At 65.2% G+C, this 18,320-nt stretch carries 17 protein-coding genes; 12 read left to right on the plus strand and 5 right to left on the minus strand.

Annotation, left to right across the window (positions count from 1 at the left end; translation table 11 throughout):
• From lspA to ABMC89_RS13035, 4 genes are all read left to right on the plus strand, one after another.
• On the plus strand, positions 1-498 hold the full coding sequence (gene lspA, locus ABMC89_RS13020; protein ID WP_349568377.1) for a signal peptidase II: 498 nt from the start codon (positions 1-3) through the stop codon (positions 496-498).
• A 54-nt stretch (positions 499-552) separates the two neighbouring features.
• Positions 553-1,056: a DUF3035 domain-containing protein gene (locus ABMC89_RS13025; protein ID WP_349568379.1), complete on the plus strand. Its 504-nt coding sequence runs from the start codon at positions 553-555 to the stop codon at positions 1,054-1,056.
• Positions 1,057-1,166: 110 nt separating this feature from the next.
• Complete coding sequence (locus ABMC89_RS13030; RefSeq protein WP_349568381.1) at positions 1,167-2,516, plus strand: M16 family metallopeptidase; 1,350 nt, start codon at positions 1,167-1,169, stop codon at positions 2,514-2,516.
• Positions 2,513-3,838, plus strand: a complete 1,326-nt coding sequence (locus ABMC89_RS13035; protein ID WP_349568383.1) for a M16 family metallopeptidase — start codon at positions 2,513-2,515, stop codon at positions 3,836-3,838. Before ABMC89_RS13030 ends, ABMC89_RS13035 begins: the two co-directional genes overlap by 4 nt.
• Before the next feature lie 106 nt (positions 3,839-3,944).
• Here ABMC89_RS13035 and ABMC89_RS13040 read toward each other — a convergent pair whose 3' ends face one another.
• The 3 genes from ABMC89_RS13040 to uraH form a co-directional block, all read right to left on the minus strand.
• The gene (locus ABMC89_RS13040; protein WP_349568385.1) at positions 3,945-6,281 is read right to left on the minus strand and encodes an aldehyde dehydrogenase family protein; all 2,337 of its coding nucleotides are present in this window, start codon (positions 6,279-6,281) and stop codon (positions 3,945-3,947) included.
• A gap of 94 nt (positions 6,282-6,375) precedes the next feature.
• The gene (deoC, locus tag ABMC89_RS13045) at positions 6,376-7,389 is read right to left on the minus strand and encodes a deoxyribose-phosphate aldolase (protein ID WP_349568387.1); all 1,014 of its coding nucleotides are present in this window, start codon (positions 7,387-7,389) and stop codon (positions 6,376-6,378) included.
• Between the two features lie 84 nt (positions 7,390-7,473).
• The gene (gene uraH, locus ABMC89_RS13050; RefSeq protein ID WP_349568389.1) at positions 7,474-7,833 is read right to left on the minus strand and encodes a hydroxyisourate hydrolase; all 360 of its coding nucleotides are present in this window, start codon (positions 7,831-7,833) and stop codon (positions 7,474-7,476) included.
• Positions 7,834-7,906: 73 nt separating this feature from the next.
• Here uraH and ABMC89_RS13055 point away from each other — a divergent pair, with 73 nt between their 5' ends.
• The 8 genes from ABMC89_RS13055 to ABMC89_RS13090 all read left to right on the plus strand — a co-directional run bounded on the left by ABMC89_RS13055 (position 7,907) and on the right by ABMC89_RS13090 (position 16,998).
• The gene (locus tag ABMC89_RS13055) at positions 7,907-8,401 is read left to right on the plus strand and encodes a LysM peptidoglycan-binding domain-containing protein (RefSeq protein WP_349568391.1); all 495 of its coding nucleotides are present in this window, start codon (positions 7,907-7,909) and stop codon (positions 8,399-8,401) included.
• A 156-nt stretch (positions 8,402-8,557) separates the two neighbouring features.
• On the plus strand, positions 8,558-9,970 hold the full coding sequence (puuE, locus tag ABMC89_RS13060; protein WP_349568393.1) for an allantoinase PuuE: 1,413 nt from the start codon (positions 8,558-8,560) through the stop codon (positions 9,968-9,970).
• Positions 9,967-10,776, plus strand: coding sequence for a bifunctional allantoicase/(S)-ureidoglycine aminohydrolase (locus ABMC89_RS13065; RefSeq protein WP_349568395.1), 810 nt, complete (start codon positions 9,967-9,969; stop codon positions 10,774-10,776). The genes puuE and ABMC89_RS13065 overlap by 4 nt, the downstream gene beginning before the upstream one ends.
• On the plus strand, positions 10,773-11,261 hold the full coding sequence (locus tag ABMC89_RS13070; RefSeq protein ID WP_349568397.1) for an ureidoglycolate lyase: 489 nt from the start codon (positions 10,773-10,775) through the stop codon (positions 11,259-11,261). Before ABMC89_RS13065 ends, ABMC89_RS13070 begins: the two co-directional genes overlap by 4 nt.
• A gap of 422 nt (positions 11,262-11,683) precedes the next feature.
• Entirely contained in the window at positions 11,684-12,907 is a 1,224-nt protein-coding gene (locus ABMC89_RS13075; protein WP_349568399.1) for a urate hydroxylase PuuD, read from the plus strand.
• 61 nt (positions 12,908-12,968) lie between these two features.
• Positions 12,969-14,819: a DNA mismatch repair endonuclease MutL gene (gene mutL / locus ABMC89_RS13080; RefSeq protein WP_349568401.1), complete on the plus strand. Its 1,851-nt coding sequence runs from the start codon at positions 12,969-12,971 to the stop codon at positions 14,817-14,819.
• Positions 14,816-15,982 (plus strand): DNA recombination protein RmuC, encoded by a 1,167-nt coding sequence (locus ABMC89_RS13085; protein ID WP_349568403.1) that lies wholly within the window; start codon positions 14,816-14,818, stop codon positions 15,980-15,982. Before mutL ends, ABMC89_RS13085 begins: the two co-directional genes overlap by 4 nt.
• Entirely contained in the window at positions 15,979-16,998 is a 1,020-nt protein-coding gene (locus ABMC89_RS13090; RefSeq protein WP_349568405.1) for a pyridoxal-phosphate dependent enzyme, read from the plus strand. The genes ABMC89_RS13085 and ABMC89_RS13090 overlap by 4 nt, the downstream gene beginning before the upstream one ends.
• Before the next feature lie 6 nt (positions 16,999-17,004).
• Here the strand turns inward: ABMC89_RS13090 and ABMC89_RS13095 are convergent, their stop codons facing one another.
• Together ABMC89_RS13095 and ABMC89_RS13100 are read right to left on the minus strand one after the other, a co-directional pair.
• Positions 17,005-17,661: a ChrR family anti-sigma-E factor gene (locus ABMC89_RS13095; RefSeq protein WP_349568407.1), complete on the minus strand. Its 657-nt coding sequence runs from the start codon at positions 17,659-17,661 to the stop codon at positions 17,005-17,007.
• Positions 17,662-17,667: 6 nt separating this feature from the next.
• Positions 17,668-18,174 carry a sigma-70 family RNA polymerase sigma factor gene (locus ABMC89_RS13100; RefSeq protein WP_349568409.1) on the minus strand — a complete coding sequence of 169 codons (507 nt, stop codon included), beginning with the start codon at positions 18,172-18,174 and terminating at the stop codon, positions 17,668-17,670.
• Positions 18,175-18,320: the final 146 nt, after the last annotated feature.

Here is an 18,320-nt window from a genome sequence, read left to right on the forward strand (position 1 = left end):
ATGCGCTTAGTCTTTTCCAGCACGCTTCTGGCCTTCCTGATTGATCAGTTCTCCAAATACGCGGTGATCCACTCCATGGGTCTCGCGCGGGTGGGCAGCATCGACGTGCTGCCACCGGTGCTGAATTTCCGCTACGGCGAAAACCGGGGGATCAATTTCGGGCTCTTCGACGGCAGCAGCGACGCCAGCCGCTGGTTTCTCATCGTGCTGGCGCTGGTGATCTGCGCTGCGGTCGTGATCTGGGCCTACCGGTCCGCGACCCGCGAAATCACGCAGCTCAGCGCGGGGTTGCTGATCGGCGGGGCGCTGGGCAATGTGCTGGACCGTCTGGTCTACGGATATGTTCTGGATTTCCTCAATGTATCGTGCTGCGGGATCAACAATCCCTTCGTCTTCAATGTCGCCGATATCTTCATATTCGTCGGGGCCATCGGACTGGTTTTCTTTGCCGACGGCGATAAACCCCGCGGCGGCGCCAAAGGTAAAAAAGCCGGGTGACATTGCGCCCCCGCCTGCGATACTGGTGGGCAATGGCGAAGCTGGAGGCCCTTCATGCGTAAACTTGCCCTGCTGATCGTGCTGCCCGTGCTCGTCGCGGGATGCGCAAACGTCGGCCTGCGCGATCTTCGGTCGAACTCCAAAGGACCGGACGAATTCGGCATCCAGCCTGTCGCGCCGCTCGAAGAACCCGAAAGCTTCAGCGCGCTGCCAGCCCCCACGCCTCAGGGCACGAACCGTGCGGACCGGTCGGCGCTCGCCGAAGGGGCGCAGGCCTTTGGCGGCACCCTCGACAGTGCCAATGCGCCGGTTCCGGCCAGCGATGGCGCGCTTGTGCAGCACGCGAGCCGTCTGGGCGTCGCCCCCGATATCCGTCAGCGGCTTGCCGAAACCGATGCGGAATTCCGCCGCCGCAAGGCGCGGTTCACCCAGTACCGGATCGTGCCCGTGGACCGCTACAACCAGGCCTACAAACGCGAGGCGCTGGACGCAGAAGCAGAACTGAACCGCTGGCGCCGCGCGGGCGCGCGCACCCCCTCTGCACCGCCCCTGAACTGAGCCATCCGATTACATCTGTGTCATCTTGACCTTCTTCGCTTGAACAGCGGCGCGGGGCACGTACCTATGGCAAACACGATCCGTCATTCCGGTTACTGAAGGACCCGCCCATGCTGCGATTTCTCCGCTCTACCGCCCTTGCAACCGCCCTTTTGCTGCCTGTCGGCGGCGCGGCCCTGGCCGATGCGACCAAGGGGGTGACCGACTTTACACTCGACAACGGGATGCAGGTGGTGGTGGTCGAAGACCACCGCGCGCCGGTGGTGCAGCATATGGTGTGGTACCGCGCCGGATCGGCGGATGAGCCAAAGGGCTCGTCGGGCGTGGCGCATTTTCTTGAGCACCTGCTGTTCAAGGCCACCGACAAGCTGGAGGCCGGCGAGCTTTCGGCGACTGTCGCGGCGAACGGCGGGCGCGACAACGCCTTTACCAGCTACGATTACACGGCCTATTTCCAGCGCATTGCCGCTGACCGGCTGGATCTGATGATGGAGATGGAAAGCGACCGGATGAAAAACATCCGCCTGACGCCCGAAAACATCGCCACCGAACGCAATGTCATCATCGAGGAACGCAACCAGCGCACCGAGAACAGCCCGCAGGCGCTCTTCGGCGAACAGATGCGCGCGGCGCAGTACCTCAATCACCGCTACGGCACCCCGATCATCGGCTGGATGCACGAGATGGAAGAGCTCGACCTCGATGATGCGCTGTCGTTCTACGATCTCTATTATTCGCCGAACAACGCGGTGCTGGTGGTGTCGGGTGACGTGGACCCCGAAGAGGTGCGCACCCTCGCCGAGGAACATTACGGCAAGATCCCCGCGAACCCCGCGCTGCCCGACCGGCTGCGCACCGAAGAGCCGCGCCAGAACGCCGAGCGCCGCGTGATCTTTCGCGATGCGCGGGTGGCGCAGCCCTATGTGATGCGCAGCTATCTGGTGCCCGAGCGCGACAGCGGGGCACAGGAAACCGCCGCCGCCCTGACGATCCTTGCCGAAATCCTCGGCGGGGGCACGACAAGCTATTTCGCCGACAAGCTGCAGTTCAGCGAACCCACTGCGACCTACACCAGCGCGTGGTATTCGGGCGTGTCGCTGGATGACACGACCTTCGGCATGGTGATCGTTCCCAGCGACGGCGTGAGCCTTGCGGACGGCGAGGCGGCGCTGGATGCAGCACTTGCGCAATTCATGCAGGACGGTGTGGACGCCGACCAGCTGGAGCGCATCAAGCTGCAGATCCGTGCCTCCGAAATCTACGCGCAGGACAATGTCGACGGCATTGCCAACCGCTACGGGCGTGCGCTGACCTCCGGTCTGACGATCGAGGACGTGCAGAACTGGCCCGATGTGCTGGATGCCGTGACCGCAGAAGACATCATGGAGGCCGCCCGCCTGCTGCGCCGCGAGGCGTCGGTGACAGGCTGGCTGACCACCCCAGAAGGAGTGACCCAATGATCCGTTTCGCCGCCGCCGCCTTCGGCCTTCTCACAGCTGCCGCCGTGCCCGCGTGGGCCGAGGTGGAGATACAGGAAGTGACCTCTCCGGGCGGGATCAACGCCTGGCTGGTCGAGGAACATTCGCTTCCCTTCGTGGCCCTGGAAATTGCCTTTGTCGGCGGCACGTCGCTTGACGAGGAGGGCAAGCGCGGGGCGGTCAACATGATGACCGGCCTGCTGGAAGAAGGGGCCGGCGACATGGATGCCCGTGCCTTTGCCCGCGCGACCGAGGCGCTGGCGACCTCTTTCGGGTTCTCGTCGAGCCCCGAGGAGGTGACGATTTCCGCCCGCTTACTGACCGAGAATTTCGACGCCTCCGTGGCGCTCTTGCGCGATGCGATCCAGAACCCGCGTTTTGACGAAGCCGACATCGAACGGGTGCGCGCGCAGGTGCTGTCGGGCATCGCGTCTTCGGCGCAGGATCCCAATGAGATCGCGCAGCGCACCTTCGCCGAGATGGCCTATGGCGCACATCCCTACGGAACCCCCGAAGAGGGCACGGCCGAGTCCGTCGCGGCGCTGACCCGCGATGATCTGGTGCAGGCCCATCGCAACACGCTGGTGCGTGACCGTGTGCTGGTCGGGGCCGTCGGGGACATCACCCCCGAGGAGCTTGGCCTGATGATGGACGCGCTGCTGGGCGAGCTGCCGCAGAGCGGCCCGACGCTGCCGCCCGAAGTCGTGCCGCTGATCGAGGGCGGGACGACCGTCGTCGATTTCGACACGCCGCAATCGGTGGCGCTGTTCGGCCAGCGCGGCATCGGTATCGACGACGATGACTACTTTGCCGCCGTCATCCTCAACCAGATCCTTGGCGGAGGGTCTTTCGAAAGCCGCCTGATGGAAGAGGTGCGCGAGAAGCGCGGCCTGACCTACGGGGTCTATTCCTATCTCTATCCCCGCGATCTGGCCAATGCCTACATGGGGTCGGTGAGTTCGGCCAATGACCGCATCGCCGAGGCGGTGTCGGTGATCCGCGACGAATGGGCCCGTGCTGCGGAGGAGGGCGTGACGGAAGAGGAGTTGCGCGATGCGAAGACCTATCTGACCGGGGCCTATCCGCTGCGCTTTGACGGCAACAGCACGATCGCGGGCATCCTCGTGGGGATGCAGATGATCGGGCTCGACCCTGACTACGTGAAGACCCGCAACGAGCGGGTGGAGCGTGTGACCCTCGCCGATGTCCAGCGCGTCGCCGCAGAGCTGCTGGAGCCCGAGAACCTGCATTTCGTCGTCGTGGGCAAGCCCGAGGGGCTGGAAACGACGACCACCACCGACTGACACCGCACACCGCTGGCCAAGCTATGTGCGGCGGATGCCGAGTGATCGGACCCTTGAGGGTCCGATCGTGAGTTTATTGGCAAAATGGAGACGCGGTGTCGCGCGCCTATTCGCCGTAGGGGATCCAGATGTTCTTGATCTCTGTGGCGGCTTGCAGGAAGCGCTTGAGATCCGGTTTGTGCCAGTCGATGCCGCTGCCGTTCTGGACCCATGTGCGTTTGAGATTGGTGGCAGAGCCTGCCTCGATCACGCGGTCGAGGGCCGGGTCGCCGAAGCTCCAGACCGCGTCGACGTCCATGTGGCGCGCGAGCGTGTCTGCGGTGTCCTTGTGTGCGCCGGTCAGGATGTTGACGACGCCCGCCGGGACATCGGAGGTTTCCAGCACCTGAACGAAATCCGTCGCGGCGAGGGGAAACGGTTCGGACGCGTGCAGGATCACCCGGTTGCCCATGGCGATGGCCGTGGCCATGCAGGTGACGAGGCCCAGAAGCGGTGCATCAGCCGGGCAGAGCGCGCCGATGACGCCCACCGGTTCCTTCATTGCCAGCGCAACGCCGCGGATCGGCACGCCGTGGACCTGACCGTCGTATTTATCGGCCCAGGCGGCGGCGCTGAACAGCGTGTCCACCGCGGCCTCGACTTCGCGCTTGCCGGTCTTGCCGCCCTGCATGGTATCGAGCCGGTCGGTGAAAGCCTCCGCGCGGGCGGCGAGGTTTTCCGCGATGTAATAGAGGATCTGGGCGCGCAGGTGGCCCGTGGTTCTGGACCACGCCTTTGCGGCATGGGCCGCTTCGACCGCGTTGCGCACATCCTTGCGGTTGGCAAGGCTGGCGTGCCCGAGAAGCGCACCGCCCTTGCCCCAGACAGGGGAGGAATAGCCGCCGTCGGGGCGCGCCTGTTTGCCGCCGATGTAGAGCTTTGCGGTCCGGTCGACCGCGTCGGACGGCGCCCCCTCCCCCTGCATCGGAGCCGGAGCCTTCAGTTTTTTCGCGGGAGCCTTCTGCGTGGTGTAGGCCGCGAGCCCTTCCCATCCCCCCTCGCGACCGAAGCCGCTTTCGCGCACGCCTCCGAAACCGGCGGCCGCGTCCATCAGGTTCGTTCCGTTCACCCAGACAATGCCCGCGGCAAGTTTCGGCGCGATATCGAGGGCGAGATTGATGTTCTCGCTCCACAGGGTCGCGGCCAGCCCGTAGCGGGTGTTGTTGGCGATCTCGACCGCCTCGGCGGGGGTGCGGAACGTCGTGGAGACGAGGACCGGGCCAAAGATTTCTTCCTGCATCAGCGTATCGGCGGGGTAGAGACCGCTGATCAGCGTCGGCGGGTAGAAGCTGCCCTCCTGCGGGAGTTCACAGGCGGCGACATGGGTGTCGCCTGCCGTGTTGGCATCCACGAGGCTTCGGATGGTCTCAAGCTGTTTGGGGTCCACGATCGCGCCGACGTCGATGGATTTGTCGAGGGGCGAGCCGACGCGCAGCTTGTCCATGCGCGCGCGCAGCTTGGCGTGGAAAAGGTCGGCGACGGGTTCATGCACCAGAAGGCGCGAGCCGGCGCAGCAGACCTGTCCCTGGTTGAACCAGATCGCGTCCACCAGCCCTTCGACCGCTGAATCGATATCCGCGTCGTCGAAGACGATGTAGGGCGATTTGCCGCCCAGCTCCAGCGTCAGCGCCTTGCCGGAGCCTGCTGTCGCTTCGCGGATACGACGGCCCACGGCGGTCGAGCCGGTGAAGGCGACCTTGTCGACCTCGGCCGCGACCACCATCTCGCCCACGGCCCCGTCGCCGGTCACGATATTGACCACGCCCTTCGGCAGCCCGGCCTGACGGCAGATATCTGCAAAGAGCAGGGCGGTCAGGGAGGTGTATTCAGCGGGCTTCAGCACCACGGTGTTGCCCATGGCCAGCGCGGGCGCGACCTTCCACGCCAGCATCAGGAGAGGGAAGTTCCACGGGATCACCTGACCGCAGACGCCCAGGGCGCGGGCATCGGGCAGTTCGCTGTCCATCAGCTGGGCCATGCCCGCGTGGAAATAGAAATGCCGTTGTGCCAGGGGGATGTCGATGTCGCGCGCTTCGCGGATGGGTTTGCCGTTGTCGAGGCTTTCGAGCACCGCGAAGAGGCGGCTGTGCTTCTGCAAGAGCCGCGCGACGGCGTAGAGCACGCGCGCCCGCGCGGCACCGCCCGCGCTTTCCCATTTCGGCTGGGCACGGCGCGCGGATTTCACGGCGGCGTCCACATCCGCCTGCGTGGCTTGTGTCAGATGCGCGAGAACCCCGCCGGTGGCCGGATTGCGGCTTTCGAAGGTTTCGCCCGGGTCGGTCATCGCCCCGTCGATGAAATGCCCGAAGCGTCCGCCCTGATCCTTGATCCAGGCCAGCGCCTCGGCGGCGGATTCGGGGGCGGTGCCATAGTCCATGGTGGTGAAGATATCGCTTACGGTCATGGGAAAACCCTTTGGTCGGAGGGGCTTATCTGGGGTGTTAACCAAAAATAAACCATATTATTCAATGCGTTGGTTCCCTGCGGGGAACCCTGCGTCAGCTTGCGGCGTGGCGGTATCCGGCGGAATAGGCGCCCGAGACATGGTGTTCGAGCTGCCGTTCGATATCACCCAGCAGGGACGACGCCCCGAAGCGGAAGAGGTCTGGCATGAGCCAGCGGTCGCCGAGCTCTTCCTTGATGAGCGCCAGATAGGTGATCGCGTCCTTGGCCTTGGAAATCCCGCCGGCGGGTTTGTAGCCGACGCGGAAGCCCGTGCGCTGGTAATAGTCGCGGATCGCGCGGATCATCACCAGCGTGACCGGCAGCGTGGCGTTCACGCTTTCCTTGCCGGTGGAGGTCTTGATGAAATCCGCTCCCGCCATCATGCAGACCAGCGACGCCCGCGCCACGTTGCGCAGGGAGCCAAGCTCGCCCGTGGCGAGGATCGCCTTGACGTGCGCAGGGCCGCAGGCCGCGCGAAAGGCCTTCATCTCGTCGTAGAGCGCCTGCCAGTCGCCGCTGAGCACGTGGCGGCGCGAGATCACGATGTCGATCTCATCCGCGCCCGCCGCGACGCTCTGTTCGATTTCGGCCAGACGCAGTTTGAACGGCGACAGCCCGGCGGGAAAACCGGTGGAGACTGCGGCCACCGGGATGCCTGTGCCGCGCAGCGCCGTGACCGCGGGGCCGATCATGTCGTGATAGACACAGACCGCGCCCACGGTCAGCCCGGGCATCCCGAGCTTTTCCAGCGTGGCCTGCGCGACCGGCTGGCGCGCCTTTGCGCAGAGCCGCCCGACACGCCGCGCGGTATCGTCCCCGGACAGGGTCGTCAGGTCGATACAGCTGACGGCTTTCAGCAGCCACGCGGCCTGATACTCTTTCTTCACCGACCTGCGCGCAGGCAGAGAGGCCGCGCGCCGCTCGATCGCCGAGGTATTGGCCTGCGCGGCAAGCACCCAGTTGAGGTCGAGCGGTAGCCCGGCGTTACGCGGCTCTGTCACCTGTGGCAGCTGTGAGCCCGAGGTCGTGGTGGCAGTATCCTGCGTTTGTGAGGGTGTGTCGGCCATGTCGGCACCTTCCGGGTTCAGAATTTCAGATCCGCAAACTCGCACAGTGCGGGCCGGCCTGACAAGGGCATGGCCGTAGCGTCATCAACTGCCGCGGTAGGTGGAATATCCGTAGGGCGACAGCAGCAGGGGCACATGGTAATGCGCGGTCGGGTCGGACATCCCGAACCGGATCGGAATTACATCCAGAAAGCGCGGCTGCGCCGCTCCGTCGCCTTCGCGGTCCAGATAGGCGCCCGCATCGAAGACCAGCTCGTACACCCCCGGCGAGAATGCTTCCGCCGGCAGGATCGGCGCATCTGTCCGCCCGTCCGCGTTGGTCCGGGTCCGTGCGACCTCGTGACGGGTGTCACCGTCGATGCGAAACAGCGTGATCCCGATCCCCGCCGCAGGCATGCCCCGTGCCGTATCGAGAACGTGGGTGGTCAGATATCCGGTCGCCATTGTCGCGCATCCTTTCGCACTCGGGTCCGGTCGGTGGCCCGTCTGGCCTGTCAGATTGCGCTGATTCGGCCTTTTGACAAGCGATTCGTCGATTTCTGTCCATGTGATTCGTTTTTGCTTTGACCCGCGAATCACTCTTTGCCTATATCTGGTGCCAGACTTATCGAAACAGGGCCGCTGTGACATCAGCGGCTATATCTGGTGGTCGATGTCCGGGGGAATGATGATCCGATGTGCAGCAACGACAGCCTTGATTTGCGCCGCGCTGACTGCGCCCGTGACGGGCGCAGCGCAGGATCTGGCACCGGTCCGGCCCAGCGGTACACCGATTGAAAAGGTGCAGGATCCTGCGGTAGCCGCTGCCGAGGTGGCGCGGTTTGTCGCCGTGGCTTCCCGATGCGACCCCGAATACATCGATACCGTCCGGCCCGGCGACGGCCCGGGCGACACCGCACTCCAATTCCACGGAAGGCCCGGCGCGCCCCTGCGCGTTCTTTATGCCATCCGTGACACGCTCCAATCGCCCGACATGCTCCAGACAGGCCAGCGGTTAACAATACCCAGCTGAAAATATAACAAGAAACGCTTCAGTGACACTCGGGCGAGCGGCGGGCCGGATACCCAAATCCGGCCCGCACGTCATTTCAGGGGCCGCGCTTTGCAAATTGCGGCGAGGCCTGTTTCAGGGCAGATTGCCAGCGCAAACAGACCAAGGCCCAGATCCATGAACCGCTATCCCAGAGATTTCACCGGCTACGGTGCCAATCCACCCGATGCCAAGTGGCCGGGCGGTGCGCGGATCGCGGTGCAATTCGTCGTGAATTACGAAGAGGGCGGCGAGAATTCCATTCTCCACGGAGACGCGGCATCCGAAGCGTTCCTGAGCGAGATCGTCGGTGCGCAGCCGTGGCCCGGCCAGCGCCACTGGAACATGGAATCTATCTATGACTACGGCGCGCGGGCCGGGTTCTGGCGGCTGCACCGCCTGTTCACCGGCGCCGGTATCCCCGTTACTGTCTACGGCGTTGCCACGGCACTGGCGCGCGCGCCCGAACAGGTCGAGGCGATGCAGGGCGCGGGGTGGGAAATCGCCAGTCACGGTCTGAAATGGATCGACTACCGCGACCACGAAGAGGCCGACGAACGCGCCGACATGGCCGAGGCGATCCGCCTGCATGCCGAAGTGACCGGAGAGGCGCCGCGCGGATGGTACTGTGGACGTACCAGCGCCAACACGGTCCGTCTGGCCGCTGCGACGGGCGTGTTCGACTATATTTCGGATACCTACGACGACGATCTGCCCTACTGGACGGACATCGCCGGAACCGATCAGCTGATCATCCCCTATACGCTTGATTGCAACGACATGCGGTTCGCTACCGCGCAGGGGTTCAACTCGGGCGACCAGTTTTTCACCTATCTCAAGGATACCTTCGACTCGCTCTATGCCGAGGGTCGCGAGGGCGCGGCCAAGATGATGTCGGTCGGGCTGCATTGCCGTCTGGTGGGCCGTCCGGGCCGGATACAGGCGCTGAGGCGCTTCGTCGAGTATATCGGTACCTTCGAAGGCGTCTGGACCCCGCGCCGGATCGACATCGCCAACCACTGGCGTGCGACCCATCCGCCGCAGCCAAGCGAGCGGCCCAGCCGTCTGGCCGCAGGCGATTTCGTCGCCCGCTTCGGCGGCGTCTACGAACACTCGCCCTGGATCGCCGAGCGTGCCTTTGCGCTTGAACTTGGCCCCGCCCACGATAGTGCCGCCGGGGTGCACAGCGCGCTGGCGCGGGCGTTCCGCTCAGCCAGCGAAGCAGAGCGTCTGGGCGTGCTGAAAGCGCATCCCGATCTTGCGGGCAAGCTTGCCGCCGCACAGCGCCTGACCGCCGACAGCACCGCCGAACAGGCGAGTGCGGGCCTCGACGCGCTGACCGACGCCGAGCGCGCGCGTTTCACCGAACTCAACGACGCCTATACCGCCAAACACGGCTTCCCCTTCATCATCGCGGTCAAGGATCACGACAAGGCGGGCATCCTGCGCGCCTTCGAGGCCCGTCTCGCCAACGATACGGCGACGGAATTCGCCACGGCCTGCAAGCAGGTCGAACGGATTGCCCGCCTGCGGCTGGAGGCGATGCTGTGACCTATGCCTTCCCCCCCGGTGGCCTGCCGGATCAAAGCGTGTCACCCGAAAGCACGGCGATTTTCACCGAAGCCTACGCGGTTCTGCCCGCATCGACGCAGCGCGACATCGTCACCAGCTTCCTGCCGGGATGGCAGGGGATGCGGATGTGGGTTCTGGCCCGCCCCCTGTCGGGCTTTGCCGAGACCTTCAGCCAATACGCCGTCGAGCTCCAGCCCGGCGGTGGCAGCCTGACCCCCGAGGCGGACCGCGACGCCCAATCGGTGATCTTCGTCACCCACGGGCAGCTGCGGCTGACCATCGGCGCCGAGCGGCACAGCCTGGAGCCGGGCAGCTATTGCTACCTGCCCGCCGGTGCGATCTGGACCCTCTTCAACGAGGACGATGCAATCGCCGGCTTCCACTGGGTCCGCAAGCGGTGGGTGGGGGCCGAAGGCGTCTTGCCCCCGCTGCCCATGGTCACCCACGACCGCGATGTGCGCCCGATCCCGATGCCCGAAACCAATGGCGTCTGGGCGACGCAGCGCTTTGTCGACCCGCTGGACCTGAGCCACGACATGCACGTCAACATCGTCACCTTCCAGCCGGGGGGGCGCATCCCCTTTGCGGAGACCCATGTGATGGAACACGGGCTCTACGTGCTTCAGGGCACGGCGGACTATCTGCTCAACCGCGACTGGGTCGCGGTCGGCCCGGGGGATTTCATGTGGCTGCGCGCCTTCTGCCCGCAGGCCTGTATCGCCACCGGCGATACGCCGTTCCGCTATCTTCTCTACAAGGACGTGAACCGTCACATGCCGCTATGAGCCGCGAGATCCGCAGCCGGACACTGACCGCCGAAGCCTTCGCGCCTTTCGGGGACGTGCTCGACTGTTCCGGCGCGCCGGACCGGATCATCAACGCGGGCCTCTGCGGACGCTGGCACGACCGCGCGACGCTCGATTTCGGGCCGGAGGGCCGCGCCGGTATCAGCCTCTTTCGGGCCGAACCGCGCAGCCTGCCCTACCGTTTCGACCTGCTCGAGCGGCACCCCGAAGGCAGTCAGGCGTTTCTGCCGCTACACGCCGACCCCTTTCTCGTGATCGTAGCCCCCGACGTGGACGGGGCGCCCGGCAGCCCGCTGGCATTCCGCACGGCGCCGCATCAGGGTGTCAACCTGCACCGCGGCACGTGGCACGGGGTGCTGACACCGCTGTTTGGCTGCGGCTTGTTCGCCGTCGTGGACCGCATCGGCGCTTCGGCCAATCTGGAAGAATCCTGTCTCGATCGGCCCTGGGTGGTGACCTCATAGCGAATACCAGCCCCCGGCAAGACGCCATCACTGGCGCAGGCGCACCGACCACATGTGGCGGCAATATTTTCCTTCCCGCAACATCTTCGACCATCATGGCGGTGGCCCTGACCGTGCCAGCAGTATGCATGTGGTCCTGTTTCTCGCGTGCGGCGCGACCGGTCGTGACACGATCTTTCTGCGGCTGGTCGCGCCCTATCTGGCTTAGCCACCCTTCGAACTGGTCACCTTCAACGCGATCCGCGTATCCCGCGCGGTTCACGGCAATTACGCCGCTGCCCCATGGCTTCGGCTCCGCGCCGCCATCTCCCTTCCGCCTGCCGCAACGTCCACCTGTCGGTCTTGCACTGGTCGGGCCTCCATTTTGCCCATAAACTCAATCCCGCAGGTGCCACGGGCGCACCATCCGCGCAGGAGCCTTCATGTACGATCTCGCCGCCTTCTCCGCATGGATCGAATTCGCGGTCCGCTGGCTGCATGTCATTACGGCCATCGCATGGATCGGCAGTTCATTCTACTTCATCGCGCTGGATCTTGGCCTTCACCGGGACCGCAACCTGGCCAGCGGCGCCGGTGGCGAGGAGTGGCAGGTCCACGGCGGGGGCTTCTATCACGTCCAGAAATACCTCGTGGCCCCCGCGCAGATGCCCGACGATCTCGTCTGGTTCAAATGGGAAAGCTATTCCACATGGCTTTCGGGATTCGCACTTCTGGTGCTGGTCTACTACCTCGGCGCGGAGTTCTATCTGGTCGATCCGGCGGTCGCCGATCTGGCGGTGTGGCAGGCGGTAGCGATCTCCCTGGGCTCGCTGGGCTTCGGCTGGATCGCCTATGACCGTATCTGCAAAAGCCGCTTCGGAAATGACAGCACCCGGCTGATGCTGCTGCTCTACGTGATCCTCGTCGGGATGGCCTATTTTTACACCTCGGTCTTTTCGGGGCGCGCGGCGCTGCTGCATCTCGGCGCGTTCACGGCCACGATCATGTCCGCGAACGTCTTCTTCATCATCATGCCGAACCAGCGGATCGTGGTGGCCGATCTCAAGGCGGGCCGGGTGCCGGACGCGAAATACGGGCGTATCGCCAAACAGCGCAGCACCCATAACAACTACCTGACCCTCCCGGTCATCTTCCTGATGCTCAGCAATCACTACCCTCTGGCCTTCGCGTCCGAGGCGAACTGGATCATCGCAAGCCTCGTTTTCCTCATGGGCGTCACCATCCGCCACTATTTCAACGCGATGCACGCCCGGCAGGGCAGCAAGCACTGGACGTGGCTGGCGACGACGCTGATCTTCATCGCGATCATCTGGCTGTCCACGGCGCCGATGTTCCGCGCCGCGGAGCCGCAGGAGGCGCAGGGCGCCGCGCTGCGGTTCGCGCAGGCGGAGGGCTTTGACCAGGTGCACGATATCGTGCTGGGCCGCTGTTCGATGTGCCACGCGGCAGAGCCCGCCTGGGACGGCCTTCTGTGGCCGCCGAAAGGTGTCCGGCTGGAAACCGAGCACCAGATCGCGATGGCGGCAAGGCAGATCTATCTGCAGGCCGGTCTGACCCACGCCATGCCACCGGCAAACCTCAGCTATATGCGCGCCGAAGAGCGCGCGCAGATCGTCGCATGGTATCGCGCCGCAACCGCGAATTAGCTGGGGATAAGGCGCGGCGCCGCCTAGCGGAATCGCCCAAAGCCATGCTAGGTTTAGCGTTATGGCACATGTAGACCCCAATATAAGCGCTCCACAGCCCGTGATCCGGCAACTCGATGAGGCGGCGATAAACCGTATCGCCGCCGGCGAGGTGGTCGAGCGTCCGGCCTCTGCGGTCAAGGAACTGGTCGAGAACGCGATCGACGCGGGTGCGCGGCGCATCACCGTGGAATACGCCGACGGCGGCAAGACGCTGATCCGGGTCACCGATGACGGCTGCGGCATCGCGGGCGCGGATCTGCCGCTCGCGCTGTCGCGTCATGCCACGTCGAAGATCGACGGATCGGACCTTCTGAACATCCACTCCTTCGGCTTCCGGGGAGAGGCGCTGCCGTCCTTGGGCGCCGTGGGGCGGTTGACGATCACCAGCCGTGCGGCGGGCTGTGACGGCGCCGAAATCGCGGTCAGCGGCGGCCAGCCGGGCGGTGTCAGACCGGCCGCGCTGTCGGGCGGGACGGTCGTGACCCTGCGGGATCTGTTCTACGCCACGCCCGCGCGGCTGAAATTCCTGCGCACCGATCGCGCCGAAGCGCAGGCCATCGGTGACGTGATCAAGCGGCTGGCCATGGCCGAGCCGTTCGTGCGCTTCGTGCTGACCGATGTGTCCGGCGGGGGCAGCCGCGAAGTGTTTCGCGCCGAGGCAGAGCAGGGGGATCTTTTCGACGCGCTGCACGGGCGGCTGCGTCAGGTGCTGGGGCGTGATTTCGCCGAGAACGCCCTGCCGATCGACGCCGAGCGGGACGGGTTCCACCTGACCGGTTTCGCGGCGCTGCCGACCTATTCGCGCGGATCTGCGGTGCAGCAGTATCTTTTCGTCAACGGGCGACCGGTGAAGGACAAGATGCTGATCGGCGCGTTGCGCGGGGCCTATTTCGACTTTCTGAGCCGCGACCGGCATCCCGCGGCTGCGCTTTTTGTCGATTGCGATCCGACGCTGGTCGATGTGAACGTGCATCCCGCGAAGTCCGAAGTGCGGTTTCGCGAGCCGGGTGTGGTGCGCGGGCTGATCGTCTCGGCCCTGCGTCACGGGTTGGCAAATGCGGGACACAGGGCGTCGACGACGGTGGCGGATGCGACGCTGGGCGCGATGCGGCCCGAACCGGTGGGACAGGCCCGCATCTACCAGATGGACCGGCCCGGTGGCGGCGCGCGTGCTGCAGACCAGACCTTTCAGGCACCTGCCTCCCCCGGGTTTGCCGAGATGCAGGGCGCGTGGGCGCGGGTGGAGAGCCCGCGCGAGGAGCGGCCGCAGGCCAGCGAGGAGCCCACCGATAGCCCGCTCGGCGCAGCGCGCGCGCAGGTCCACGAAAACTACATCGTCGCCCAGACGGCGACCGGGATGGTCATCGTGGACCAGCACGCGGCCCACGAACGTCTGGTCTACGAGAAGCTCAAAAAGCAGATGGCCGATACCGGCGTGGCCGCTCAGGCGCTGCTGATCCCCGAAATCATCGAACTGTCGGGTCATGACAGGGCGACGATCCTCGGGGTTGCAGAAGATCTCGCGCGGTTTGGCCTCGGCATCGAACCCTTCGGGGGGGATGCCATCGCGGTGCGCGAAACCCCTGCGATCCTTGGCGAAGTCAATGCGGAAGCGATGATCCGCGATATCCTGGACGAGCTCGAAGGCGAGGGCGAAAGCCTGCTGGTACAGGCCCGGATCGAGGCGATCCTGAGCCGCGTCGCCTGTCACGGATCGATCCGGTCGGGCCGCCGGATGCGCGCCGACGAGATGAACGCGCTCTTGCGCGAGATGGAAGCGACACCCCATTCGGGCCAGTGCAACCACGGCCGCCCGACCTATGTGGAACTGAAGCTCAGCGATATCGAACGGCTGTTCGGGCGAACATGAGCGCGATGCCAGACCTCGCGGCGGACCAGATCGTGCTCCTCGGCGGGGGCGTCCTCGCGATCATTCTCGCTTTGCTCGTGCTGATGCTCCTCCGCCCGGCGCGGCTGCCCGCAGAGGTGGTCAACCAGCTGCACCACCTCGGGGCAGGACAGGAACGGCTGCGGGGGAACCTGCAGACCGTGTCCGAAACGCAGGCCAACGCCCAGACCCAGCTTGTCCAGAGCCTCGAGGCGCGGCTGGCAACCGTCCAGCTGCAAATGCAGCAGCAGCTGGCCCAGATGCAGGAGCGGACCAGCAAGACCCTCCACGGCAGCGCCGAGCGCACCACCACCAGCCTGACCCAGCTTCAGGAACGTCTGAAGGCCATCGACCGCGCACAGGACAACATCACCAAGCTGTCGGGCGATGTCCTGTCGCTTCAGGATATCCTGAGCAACAAGCAGACGCGCGGCGCCTTCGGCGAGATCCAGCTGCGCGATATCGTCTCCAAGGCCCTGCCGTCCGACAGCTACGCCTTGCAGGTCACCCTGTCGAACGGGCGCCGCGCGGATTGTCTGATCGACCTTCCCAACCCGCCGGGCCCGATCGTGATCGATGCGAAATTTCCGCTCGAAGCCTATGAGGCGCTGCACCGCGCCAGCACCGATTGGGAACTGAAGCAAGCCGTCGCCAACATGCGCAGCCACGTGCGCAAACACATTCGCGACATCGCGGAGAAATACATTCTGGAGGGCGAGACAGCCGACGGGGCGCTGATGTTCCTCCCCTCCGAGGCCGTCTATGCCGAGCTGCACGCGAATTTTCCCGAACTGGTGCGCGAAGGGTTCGACGCCCGTGTCTGGATCGTTTCCCCGACAACCTGCATGGCCACGCTCAACACCATGCGCGCGATCCTGAAAGACGCGCGGATGCGCCAGCAGGCGGGCGAGATCCGCAAGACGCTGGCGCTGTTGCACCGCGACGTAGAGCAGGTGGTCGAGCGGGTTGGCAAGCTCGACACCCATTTCCGTCAGGCCCGCGCCGATCTGGACGGGATCGGAACAGCCGCCGAACGCGCCGGAAAACGGGCCGCGCGTCTGGATAATTTCGATTTCGAGGAGCTGTCCGAAGACGAAGGATCCTCCCCGATTCCCCTTCAGCCCGCGAAAGGACCGGTTTCATGACAGACAGCGTAGACATCAGCGGAATGACCCTGGATGCCATTCGCGCCACCCACGCGGAACTTGGCGGGGACATCATTCGCACACCCAGCCTGCCGCTGCGCAGCGCGCTGGTGTCGCGGATGCTCGACGGCGGGACGGTGACGCTGAAGATGGAGTGTTTCCAGCACACCGGCACGTTCAAGGCGCGCGGTGCGCTGGCCGTGGCGCGCAGCCTGGATGACGACCAGCGGGCCCGCGGTGTGACAGCGGCGAGCGCCGGGAACCACGCGATCGCGGCTGCCTGGGCCGCGCGCCGGGTCGGTGCCTCCGCGAAGGTCGTGATCCAGTCGAACGCCAACCCGTTTCGGGTGGCAAAGGCACGCGAAGAGAACGCCGAAGTGGTGATGAAGGCGCCGGGGGCGGAAACCTTCGCAGAGGCGGACCGGCTTGTCGCCGAGGAAGGCCGATTTTTCATCCATCCATTCGAGGGGCTGAACACATCGCTCGGAACGGCGGGTGTCGGTCTTGAGATGATGGAGGATGCCGGGCCCCTCGACGCGGTTGTCGTGTCCATCGGCGGCGGTGGCCTGATCAGCGGGATCGCCGCAGCGGTCAAGCAGATCAACCCCGGCTGTGCCGTCTACGGGGTGGAACCGCAGGGCGCCAACAGCATGTCGCAATCCTTGCATGCGGGCAAACCCGTGCATCTCGATAGGGTCGATACAGTTGCCGACAGCCTTGGCGCGCCGATGGCGCTGCCGTTCGGCCACGCGCTCTGTTCGGCCTATGTCGACGACATCGTGCAACTGGATGATGACGCGATCTGCGCCGGCATGGTGGCCTTCGCCCAAGAGGCGAAGCTGGCCGTGGAGCCCGCCGCCGGTGCAGCCCTTGCGGCAGTCATGGGGCCGCTGCGCGAACGGCTTGCGGGGCGCAGGGTGGGCGTTGTGGTCTGCGGCGCGAACATCGACGCCGAAGGGTATCTGAAGCTTCTGAGCCGCGGGATGGCGCCCTTCGCGGCCTATTCAGAGGGCTGAACCCGTCTAGATCCGGGCGAACTTCTGCCAGATGCGCGGCAACAGCCCCTCGAAACGCAGGGGCGCGTCCGTGACGGCAAGGCAGATACAATCCTCGTGGATATCCGCCACGGGAACGTGGTGCACATCGGCGTCGGCGATTTCCACATCCCCGCGCGCGAAATAATCGTCATCGTCCTGAAAAGCGCCTTTCAGGACCATCGTCATTTCGGTGCCGTTGTGGCCGTGATCCGGCATTGCCGCTCCGGCGGGAATGAACAAAAGCCGTGCCGTCGCGCTGCGCGAGGTTTTCAGGATCGCCTGTTTCACTCCCATGCCAACGGGCCGCCAGCGAATACTGTCGAGATCCCCGCCCACGTAGGACCGCAGCGGCGCGGGTAGGCCGTCCGATACCGGGGCGCTGCGGGTGGGGGCGACGGGTGCGGCATCGTCGAGCCGCGCCAATGTGCGCGCAAGGCTGTCTTCGGCCACCTCAACGGCGTCCGCCTTGTTGTCGAGCAATGTGCCGCCGACGGCATCGAGCGCCTCTGCCGCCGCGCGGCAGGTATCGCACAGCGACAGGTGTGTGGCGGCAATCAGGTTGAACGCTTCGGGCAGCGATCCTGCGGCGTAGGCCATCAGCGTGGCATCATCGAGGTGATGTTTGATCTTGTGGTGTGTCATGGTCGGTTACTTCATAGCGTGGCGCAGGCGGTCGAGCGCGAGACGAATACGGGATTTGATCGTGCCCAATGGCAGACCGGTGATTTTGGCGATTTCGGATTGGCTCATTTCGGAGAAATAGGCCTTGTTGATCAGATCCCGCTGCGCTTCGGGCAGGGCCGACAGGGCGTCGGCAAGGCGGGCGGTCTCTTGTTGTAATTCGATAACGTCGGACTGATCCGGTTCCGGCTCTGGCCCCCACGGCAGATCCTCGGGTTCGGGCCGGCGGTCACGGCGCAAGAGGTCGATGCGTCGATTCCGCGCAATCGTGAAGATCCAGGTGGCGACAGAGGCGCGGGTCGGGTCGAACTGGTGGGACTTGCGCCAAAGCGTCGTCAGCACGTCCTGCGCACATTCCTCCGCGGTGGTGGCATCGGCGCCGGATTTCATCAGGAAGCCTTTGATCCGGGGGGCAAAATAATCGAACAGGCGCGCGAAAGCATCGGTGTCGCGCTGATCGCGGATCCGTATCATTTCATCCACCCAGGGGGCGGTGTCGGAAGGCTCCGTCTTGCGGTCTTGCACGTGTTCTCGCCCCGGAGCGGTTGTGCGCGCCACCTTGATCGGAGCAGCCTGTCGGCTACTTCCCGAGACAGCAGGACGCGAAGGTGAATGTTCCG

This window comes from Sulfitobacter sp. HNIBRBA3233, assembly GCF_040149665.1.
GTDB classification, from domain to species: domain Bacteria; phylum Pseudomonadota; class Alphaproteobacteria; order Rhodobacterales; family Rhodobacteraceae; genus Sulfitobacter; species Sulfitobacter marinivivus.